Below are 9,219 nucleotides of genomic sequence, written 5' to 3'. Positions count from 1 at the left end.
CGCTTCACGTTCCTATTTGGAAGCCGTTCGCAAATACCCAGAGGACGTACGCTACAACATGATTTCACCAGTTGTTTCTAATCCAAATGAGCTTCATGCTTATTATGTAAATGATGATTATAAGTATGCTAGTGTTGTTGTCAAAAAGAGTGGAACGGATTATACTTACGTAGAGTCAGGCACAACAAGGAAGCTCCAAAAAGTGTCAAATGGCGCCGGAGCATTTGAATACTTTATCGATAAGGACGGTAAAACGAGAACGGTGCTTATCGATCAAAAATTAGACAACCGGAATGGGTATTTGAAATACTATATACTGAAGTGTTCAGGGCAAGAAGGGCAACCACACCTTTGGTCTCCGATCATTTCCCGATTAGCGGAAATTTATTTAATTCGGGCCGAAGCGCGAGCAAAGCTGGGTGATACAGATGCTGCGCTTGCAGATGTAAATGTGATCCGTAAGCGTGCCGGTATTCCAGAAGCAGGGCTATGGACGAGCGGGAATTTGAATGGTCAGACAGCGTTAGATGTCGTAATCGCGGAACGCCAATTAGAGCTTGCGTGGGAAGGGCACCGTAAGTTCGACCTTTTCAGAAACGGAGAAACTTTGGATAGAAAATACCCAGGTACACATATCGCAAACGCGAATTCGTTCTTTACTGTGGAGGCGACCTCGGATGATGCTATAGAATATATTCCTGAGCAGCAAATTGTTCTTTCGAATGGTATTCTAGTACAAAATAAGTAATTGTACTAGAAGCTGTTATTTATTATTCATGTGTAGGGCGAAACTTAATGTTTCGCCCTTGTTATTTGGTAGAAGAAAATTTAACAGCCAATGGATGCAGGAATAGGATTACCCCGTTTGCAAAGAGTGAGGATTGATCGAACGAATTTAGATCAATAGGTTTATGAAAAAGATGCGGTTGACACAAAGCGTATATTTAGCCTTTAATCTTTGTATAACAATAAAGCCCTACATATATAGCTTTAACTGCATGTAGAGCTTAGTAAGATGGTCAATGAATATTTAAGAATTCGTGGTATTTATTATTTTGTATCTTTTTTACCGAATATGCTTAAACGGATATAATGGCCAGGCCTTTCTTTTACATCTATTAATAAACTGTCCAGTTCACTGGAGGCGCTATTCAAATTGTTGTAAAGTTTGTCGTCGTTGAGTAATAAGCCTATGCTTCCTTCTCCGTTATTAATCTTCGAGGTGATCGCTTGCACGTCTTTCATCGCTTGATTGGCGTTGTCAATCGTTGCCTTGATCTCGGTTTTTGACAAATCGCTTGAAAGGTTGTCGAGGTTTGCAAGTATACTATTTATCTTGGCGTTGTTGTTTTTAAAGTTATCGGTAATGGATTCTAGGTTTTGCATAATTTTCGCCAAACGAATTTTTTCTGATCCCATTAATCCTTCGACGTCGCTTGTGATTCGTTCCATATTATTTAGAGATATGGATATACTATGTAGACTATTTTTGAAGTCACGTTGAAACTCATCGTCAAGCGCGGTATTTACTGCTGAAAGAACGGAATCAAGTTTTACAACTAAATTTTCCACTTTCTTTTGAAGCGGTTCCACTTTCTCTAGTAAGTTCGCCTGTACGTCCGACAGGAGCGGATCGCCATCATTTGCAAGTGTCGTACTATTCCCTAACTCAAACACGATAGCTTTGCTCCCTAATAAGTCGGCGCTCACGATACGCGCAACAGTATTGGAGGGGATAGCATAATCGTTCTTGATTTTAAAGTGTGTCCGGATTTTGCCATTATCTAACAAACTCATTCGGGATACCCGACCAATTTGGTAGCCATTTACAACAACTGGTTTTGAAGTCGATAGTCCGTCGACATTATCGTAATCTGTGTAATATTCGTTTTCGCTGCTGAATACATCATTACCTTTCAGGAAGTTATAACCTATAAATAATAGAGCTAAAGAAACCACTGTGATGATGCCGACTTTTGTTTCGTTTGTTATCTTCAAAATATGACCTGAATAAGAGTAGATAAGATAGTTTTTGAACAAACTAATGTACTAAAAGTTTATGGTTTTATCGCTCTACTGACGTTTTATATGTTTTTATTGCATTAAATAAACTAGTTACAATTTCATTTTGTCCATTGGATGACATCATATAGGTTTCTTCCTCTGGACTGCTGATAAAACCAATTTCCGTCAAGACCGCCGGCATACCAGCTGTTTTTAATACGGCTAAGGAAAGCTCTTGCACGCCGCGGTTATTTCTAGCGGAACGAACGTACTCATCTTGCATATAGGAACCCAAGCGGATGCTCTCTCTTCTGTACTGTGTTTTAAGGAGTTGAAAGACAATCATTGTCGAAGGGTCCTTAGGGTCAAAGCCGCCGTAATTTTCTTCATAGTTTTCTTCGAATAATATTGCAGCATTTTCACGTATAGCAACGTCTTGGTTACCCATACGATTGAAACCTAAAACAAAGGTCTCGGTACCTCGAACGCTCGGTCTACGAACTGTCTGCGTATAATATTTTCCATTACGCCCTCTAACGCGTTTACTACCGTCGGCGGAGTTACAGTGAATCGATATGAATAAATCAGCTTTTGCTTTATTTGCTACAGCAGGTCTTTTATATAAATCTATAAATACATCGGAACTGCGAGTGTAAAGCACTTTTACGTCAGGTAATTCCTTTTTAATTTTTTCGCCAAGTTTAAGGGCAACCTGCAGGGCAATTACTTTTTCAGTTGTTTTCCGCCCCCGTGCTCCTGGGTCTTTTCCCCCGTGTCCAGCGTCAAGTACAATCGTACGGACTTTGTCTAAGGAAGCCTTCTGATCTTGTTTTGGGGGAGTTATAGGTTGAAAGGCGGTGGTAAAGGATAGGGTGAAAATTGCCGCCGCAATCAAATTTAGTTTTCTGAAAATTAATTTTTTTACCATCTGTGTTATATCCGTTGTATTCGTCGTTTAAATAGTGAGTGAAACTACTGTCAAACTTTATTTTTTATTCGTGCCTCACGTTCACGCTTTCTAAATGTTTTTTGACTATTTTTGCCATTAGAAAGTTTAAATTCACACAAAAATAACATTCGTATTTTACTTTGAAGACGTTATCTTGTTTTTTCTGTAGCATTTTGTTTTTATTCATCGCTGTTGTGGCTTCTAATGCGCAGGTTTTAGATACTACTAAAACTACTATAGGTAACGCTTCGGACTCTTCTTTAATTGTAAACGACACTACAAAAAACCATTTAAAGGAAACCCAAGGTCAGGACACTTTAGTAATGAAAGGCCAAGATGGATTAGAGACAGTGGTTACAATTGTCGCTAATGACTCTTCTTGGAATCAAGTGAACAAAAATATTTTGCATCTTTACAAAGGAGCAAAAGTCAAATACCAAGAGTTTGAACTTTCGGCCGATTACATTCGACTCGATCGTAATACGAATCAACTATTTGCGAGCGGTGTTGTTGACCATAACGGTGAATATGTCGGTCGACCTGTGGTTATATTTCCGGGAGATACACCTAAATCTGTAGATTCGTTGCTTTACGATTATAAAACCAAAGAAGGGAATACCTACGGCATTATGACAGAACAGGATGGTGCGTATATTCAGGCGAAAGTCGTCCGTAAAAATTTGTACGATGAACTTTCTCTACGTACGGGAATGTACAGTACCTGTAACCTACCATACCCGCATACCCATTTTGGAATTCAATTTACCAAAGGATTGTTAGCTAAAAACCATGTGATTGTAGGACCCGCTTATCTGGTTGTCGAAAACATACCCATTAAATTTATCGCAGTGCCATTTGGATTTTTTCCAAAAACCAATAAACGGGCATCTGGCTTTTTGTTTCCTTCATTTGGGGAAGACGCAACGCGTGGCTTCGCAATGCGCGATTTTGGATGGTACTTAGCTTTTAATGACTATTGGGATTCCGAGCTAAGGGGAAGTTTTTACTCTAAAGGATCTTGGGAGGCGAGTGTACGGACCAATTATATGGTGAACTATAAGTACAGTGGTGGGTTCAATATTCGTTACGCTGCGACAAAATCCGGAGTGGAGGGGACTGATAATTATGGGACCAATAAGGATTTTAACGTTACGTGGAATCATACGCAGCGTCAAGAAGCGAATCCAGGAACCTCGTTCTCTGCTTCGGTCAATTTTGGTACACGGTCTTATTTTAACAACACAGGTTTTAATCAGCAAAACTCTATCGAAGACGTTACCAAAAACAACATGTCTTCCTCAATTGCTTACGGTAAAGTGTTTGCCGACGGTAAAGTAAATTTCACTTCTCGTCTAGGCCATAGCCAAGATATGTCTACTGGCCAGGTGAATTTGGAGCTACCATCGTTTAGTTTAAATGTCGCTTCTTTCAATCCGTTTGATTCAAAGGACCGTGTGGGTGAACAGAAGTGGTATCAACGCATCACAGTAGGCTATAGTTTGCAAGGACGTAATACGATAACAACAGCGGATTCGTTATTATTTAAAAAGGAATCTTTAAATGATTTTACGAACGGATTCCAACATAATATCCCAGTCTCGCTAAGTTTAAATGCCTTTAAATATTTTCAATTCAATACATCGGTAAATTATACAGAACGTTGGTATCTTCAATCTATACGGAAGAAGCTGGTTAACGAAATCAATGGATTTACGGCGGAACGGGATACCGTGCAGGGATTTCGCAGGGCGTATGATTATTCTGTTTCTTCAGGACTTTCTACCAAAATTTACGGTATGTATCCAAAGATGGGAAAAATCGAGGCGATCCGGCACGTTGTTACACCATCGGTTAATTTGAACTATCGACCGGATTTCTCGGACGCTCGTTACGGGTTTTACCGCGACTATGTCAATGATAACGGTATCCAGGAGCGTTATTCAATTTTTGAGGGAGGGATATATGGTTCTCCTTCAGCGGGTAAATCCATGGGGATTGGTTTTTCAATTGATAATAATATCGAGGCCAAAGTAAGGAATAATAATGATACGACCGGTACCGGCTTTAGTAAAATAAAGATCTTGCAAGGACTAACTTTCAGTGGAAACTATAACTTTATGGCCGATTCCCTGAAGCTTTCAACAATAAGCTTTTCGGGGCGAACATCACTATTCAAGGAAAAAATAAACTTGAACTTTAATGGTACGTTTGATCCCTATGTGGTCAACGAAAATGGGGTGCGTATCGATCGCTTTGCGCTTAAAGATGGTAAACTTGCACGCTTAACGAACTTTGGAATGTCATTCGACTATAGTTTGAATCCGAATGCAAATAAAAGTAGAAACGACAACATTGATTCCTTACGCAATCAAATGCCAAATATGACTCAGGAGCAGGCACAAGCCTTGGCGCGCATAAGCACAGATCCTAATGCTTTTGTAGACTTTGAGATTCCTTGGAACTTAAATGGATCGTTCAGTATGAACTATAATAAAAGTTGGAATAGTACAGAACGCAAAATGCAGAGTAACGTCACCGCCACTGTTAATTTAAACGGTGATTTTAATGTAACTCCGAAATGGAAAGTACAATTCAATACAGGATATGACTTTAGACAAAAAGCGTTGTCTTTGACACGTTTTAACATTTATAGAGATTTACACTGTTGGGATCTTTCGGTTGGTTGGACTCCTTTTGGACAGTATAAAAGCTATAATGTTACTATTCGAGCGAAGGCCTCTATATTGCAAGATTTAAAACTTTCAAAACGAGAGAGCCATTATAGGTATTAAAAAAATAAACCATTTTTCATTATGAGAGCAGCGATAATTACCATAGGCGACGAAATCCTGAATGGTCAGATTGTCGATACGAACTCTAGTTGGATTGCCAATCAACTAACAGCTTTACACATTCCTTTATTTCAAGTTATATCCATCGCTGACACCTCGGATGCAATACGCCAAGGTCTCGATCAAGCCGCTGAGGGGGCAGATATTATTCTCGTCACCGGCGGATTGGGACCAACCAAAGACGACGTGACAAAAAGTACGATAGCCTCCTATTTTCATTCTGATATTATCCGTAATCAAGAAGTACTAGAGCATGTCAGTGCTTTTTTTACGAAACTTGGGTTTACCAATATGCCTGAAATTAATAAGCAACAAGCTGATGTACTTGCGAAGGCGACTGTGCTGTTCAATGATGTTGGTACAGCGCCAGGAATGGCCATTGAAGAAAAAGGGAAATATTATATGTTTATGCCAGGGGTTCCCTATGAGATGAAGTACTTAATGGAAAATCGGGTAATCCCTATTTTAAAAAGTATTAGTAAGCAGGGATTTATTTATAATTCTTATATACTTACCGTCGGTATCGGAGAGTCTCATCTGGCCAGTGCAATTTCCTCGATAGAAGAAGAATTGCCCGCTTTTATTAAACTCGCCTATTTGCCGCGTTTGGGCGCTGTACTATTACGCCTTACAGCGCAGGGCGATAATGAAAAGGAAGTTATAAGACAAACGGAATATTTTGCAAAGGAGATACAGCGTTGCTTAGGTGAGCATGTTGTCTGTTTAGAGAATAGCTCGTTCGAACGGGTAATTGTAGAAAGATTTGTGACCTCACGCTGTTCTTTTGCAACTGCCGAAAGCTGTACTGGAGGTGCAATAGCGAGTAGTTTGACAGCGATTGCAGGAGCGAGTGGAATGTTTCAGGGAGGCGCTGTCGTCTATTCAAATACCGCAAAAGTAGACATATTGGGCGTTAATGAACAAACATTAATGCGTTATGGTGCAGTTAGTGAGCAGACTGCTGTGGAGATGGCTAACGGTGCCAAAAAAGTGTATAAAAGTGATTATGCTATAGCGACGACAGGTATTGCTGGCCCTTCCGGAGGCACTGCTGATAAACCTGTAGGTACCGTATGTATCGCTGTTGTGGGGCGTCGGGAAACTATAGTAAAAACTTTCTACTTTAAAAATGACCGGGCGGTGAATATTGAACGTACACGAATGGCGGGACTCACGATGCTGTGGAAATTGTTTCAAAAAGAACAATCTTTATAACAGAATAATATTTCGCATTTAATATCTATTTAATTATTATATTTTGTTTCCTTTAATTATGTAGATAAAATGTTAATTTAGTAATTCATTCAACGAATATAGCATATATGGCAATATATAAATTGGTATTACCAAAGATGGGCGAGAGTGTGTCGGAAGCAACTATTACCAAGTGGGTAAAGTCTGTTGGTGACCATATTGAGGAAGATGATACAGTGGCTGAGGTAGCGACGGATAAAGTTGATTCTGAGGTACCTTCTCCAGTGTCGGGGAAACTATCAAAGATTCTCTTCGAGCCGAATCAAGTTGCTCAAGTGGGCGATATTATCGCTTGGATAGAAGTAGAAGGAAATGATGAGCAAGATGTTCCATTAGTCAATGAGGATACAGAACGGTCGAGTTCCAAGGAAATTGATCACAGTGCAGACGAAAATGAAGAATCTGTGCTGCTAACGGAGGAGTCTCCAAATTTGACAGAAGATGATTTTACAACTCAGGAAGATAGAAATGATGTCAATATGGTTATTCCCGGGACGGAATTGCTTCCGCAGGAGTCTGAAACATCAGCAACACCTAGCAATGGGCTACGTTTCTATTCACCATTAGTCCGCAATATTGCGCAACAAGAAAATTTAACGCAAGCTGAACTTGACAGTATTAATGGGTCGGGATCTGAAGGTAGAGTTACCAAACAAGATATTCTCGATTTCTTAGAGCGCCGAAGTGGTTCCGTTGTAACCAGCGATTCGAAAATAAGTAAGGAGCAGCAATCAGCTGCTGTTGAACCGACACAGATACCTAGCCCGGAAGTAATTAGTAGTCCTGATAGTACGAGGGCAACGACGATCAACTCCTCCGGTGATGAAATTGTTGAGATGGATCGTATGAGAAAACTTATCGCGGATCATATGGTGCACAGTGTGAAAACCTCGCCACATGTAGCCTCGTTTGTTGAAGCCGATGTGACTAATATTGTCAATTGGCGAAATAAATGGAAGGATAACTATAAAAATCGCGAAGGAGAAAATATAACCTTCACCCCAATCTTCATTGAAGCGATATGCAAAGCGCTGAAAGATTTTCCAATGGTTAATGTGTCTATAGATGGACATAATATCATTAAGAAAAAGGATATCAATATTGGTATGGCTGCAGCATTACCTACGGGCAATTTGATAGTTCCGGTAATACGAAATGCTGATCAGTTGAGTTTAGTTGGGTTGAGTAAATCGGTGAATGATTTAGCAAACCGTTCTCGACAGAATAAATTGAAGCCGGATGATACCCAAGGTGGAACTTTTACATTTACTAATATTGGGGCGTTCGGTAATATAATGGGGGTGCCTATTATCAACCAACCTCAAGCGGCAATATTGGCGGTCGGAACAATAAAAAAGCGACCAGCGGTACTAGAAACCGAATACGGGGATGTTATCGCAATACGACATATGATGTATTTGTCAATGTCGTACGATCATCGTATTATAGATGGCGCACTAGGTGGTACATTTCTAAAGCGAGTCGCCGATTACCTGGAAAATTGGGATATCAACCGAGTTATCTAAAAAACAATGCGTTTCACGCCAAAAACACAAACCAGAATTTTCGTCTGTTGTTTGTGTTTTTTTATTTAAAACGATAGATGATTGTTACTTTTATGTTTTTTTATGATATGTTGGTAGCGAAAGTATAGAAGTAATGAAGAAGTTAAAAGGCCGAGGGTAAGGCCATACCATATTCCTTTGATACCGATATTTAGATAAATCCCCATAAAATATGCCATTGGAATTCCGATAATCCAGTAGGCGACGAAAGTGATGATTGTTGGGATGTTTACGTCACCCATTCCACGAAGTATGCCAAGCCCCACAACCTGTGTGCCATCGAATAACTGGAACAACCCCGCGATAATAAGAAGTTGTGCTGAAATAGTAATCACGGATAGATCGTCGCTAAATAGGAGGGGTAATTGTTGATTAAACACCGTAAATATGAGAGCACAGATGATCATGAACGCTAGGACAAGCTTGTACGATATTTTCGCGAATCTACTTACACGCTGAATATTCTTTTTGCCGAAACTGTGGCCGGTTTTAATGGTTGCAGCCGAAGCAATACCGGTTGCCATCATGTAGCTCATAGACGCTAACGTGATCGCTACCTGATGGCTAGCCTGCTCCAATGCTCCAATTTGTCCTG

The 9,219-nt window shown here is 40.0% G+C and carries 7 protein-coding genes; 4 read left to right on the top strand and 3 right to left on the bottom strand.

The genetic code is table 11. The features are described 5' to 3' along the window. Positions 1-748: RagB/SusD family nutrient uptake outer membrane protein (locus HP439_RS15730; RefSeq protein ID WP_172391290.1), on the top strand; the 748-nt coding region annotated here is incomplete at its 5' end. Between the two features lie 302 nt (positions 749-1,050). Here HP439_RS15730 and HP439_RS15725 read toward each other — a convergent pair. Both HP439_RS15725 and HP439_RS15720 read right to left on the bottom strand, forming a co-directional pair. Next, positions 1,051-1,998, bottom strand: coding sequence for an MlaD family protein (locus HP439_RS15725; RefSeq protein WP_172391289.1), 948 nt, complete (start codon positions 1,996-1,998; stop codon positions 1,051-1,053). Between the two features lie 67 nt (positions 1,999-2,065). Next, positions 2,066-2,932, bottom strand: a complete 867-nt coding sequence (locus tag HP439_RS15720) for an N-acetylmuramoyl-L-alanine amidase family protein (protein WP_172391288.1) — start codon at positions 2,930-2,932, stop codon at positions 2,066-2,068. Between the two features lie 194 nt (positions 2,933-3,126). Here HP439_RS15720 and HP439_RS15715 point away from each other — a divergent pair, with 194 nt between their 5' ends. The 3 genes from HP439_RS15715 (at position 3,127) to HP439_RS15705 (ending at position 8,585) form a co-directional block, all read left to right on the top strand. Next, positions 3,127-5,745 (top strand): putative LPS assembly protein LptD, encoded by a 2,619-nt coding sequence (locus HP439_RS15715; protein WP_246229387.1) that lies wholly within the window; start codon positions 3,127-3,129, stop codon positions 5,743-5,745. A 21-nt stretch (positions 5,746-5,766) separates the two neighbouring features. Beyond that, positions 5,767-7,020, top strand: a complete 1,254-nt coding sequence (locus HP439_RS15710) for a competence/damage-inducible protein A (RefSeq protein WP_172391286.1) — start codon at positions 5,767-5,769, stop codon at positions 7,018-7,020. Positions 7,021-7,127: 107 nt separating this feature from the next. Next, entirely contained in the window at positions 7,128-8,585 is a 1,458-nt protein-coding gene (locus tag HP439_RS15705; RefSeq protein WP_172391285.1) for a dihydrolipoamide acetyltransferase family protein, read from the top strand. Between the two features lie 65 nt (positions 8,586-8,650). Here the strand turns inward: HP439_RS15705 and HP439_RS15700 are convergent. Beyond that, positions 8,651-9,219 (bottom strand): MATE family efflux transporter (locus HP439_RS15700; RefSeq protein WP_246229386.1); only part of this gene is annotated, 569 nt, incomplete at its 5' end.

It is taken from the genome of Sphingobacterium shayense, assembly GCF_013179575.1.
GTDB classification, from domain to species: Bacteria; Bacteroidota; Bacteroidia; order Sphingobacteriales; family Sphingobacteriaceae; genus Sphingobacterium; species Sphingobacterium shayense.
Note: the sequence above shows the minus strand (reverse complement) of the source record. Positions and strands in the feature narration are given on the sequence as shown.

Bases quoted from the DNA above. Each gene is read 5' to 3' on its own strand.
- HP439_RS15710 (WP_172391286.1), top strand. From the start codon at position 5,767: ATGAGAGCAGCGATAATTACCATAGGCGACGAAATCCTGAATGGTCAG.
- HP439_RS15720 (WP_172391288.1), bottom strand. From the start codon at position 2,932: ATGGTAAAAAAATTAATTTTCAGAAAACTAAATTTGATTGCGGCGGCA.
- HP439_RS15705 (WP_172391285.1), top strand. From the start codon at position 7,128: ATGGCAATATATAAATTGGTATTACCAAAGATGGGCGAGAGTGTGTCG.